This window comes from Psychrobacter sp. 1U2 (assembly GCF_051847575.1).
The window spans coordinates 1-598 of sequence record NZ_JBPYDC010001444.1 but is presented as its reverse complement, the minus strand read 5'-3'; the positions used below and the strand labels follow the sequence as shown (position 1 = coordinate 598).

The 598-nt window shown below is 45.0% G+C and carries 1 protein-coding gene; it reads right to left on the bottom strand.

The window, feature by feature from the left end:
- A partial coding sequence (locus tag ACS8FD_RS22540; RefSeq protein WP_439277499.1) for a M20/M25/M40 family metallo-hydrolase occupies positions 1 to 598 on the bottom strand: 598 nt, incomplete at both ends.

The following is a 598-nucleotide window of genomic DNA, read 5'->3' as shown; positions in this document are numbered from 1 at the left end:
CATCTGGAATATCAGGGTTGTCCGTTTGCGTATAGCCATCAAAATCTGGGCCTAAGCTCCAGTTGGTTGCCTCAAAAGCGACTACAGGCATAATACTGTCGAACGATTCTTGATCGCTACAACAGCCTACGCCAAGTGGCTTATAAGGCTCGGTTTCGCCCGGAGGAATGATCGCTGGGTTTACTTGCAAGCCAAGATTAAGCTCGTTTGCAATACGCAGCGCCGCTTCACGTAATTTGACATTGGCTGCAATCTCATTGCCATCATCGTCATAACTATTGTCCCCAGCGTTAGCATACATATTATCGCCTGTGAGCAAGCTATCCAAATTAATCATACCAATAGCATTGTCAATCTCATCTTGGCTTAAGCTTGCGACAAATGCTTTAGAGCCTTGCAGGCCACCTTCTTCAGAGCCAAACGCTATAAATTTAATCGTATCTGCGGTATTGACTCCGTTAAAATGATAGACTAGTTCACTTAGTACGCCAGAGCCTGAGGCATTGTCGTCTAATCCTTCAAGATCGATATAGTTGGGATACTGCGTCGCTGAATCATAGTGAGCGCCTACGTATAAAGTACGTCCGGTATTTTTTGT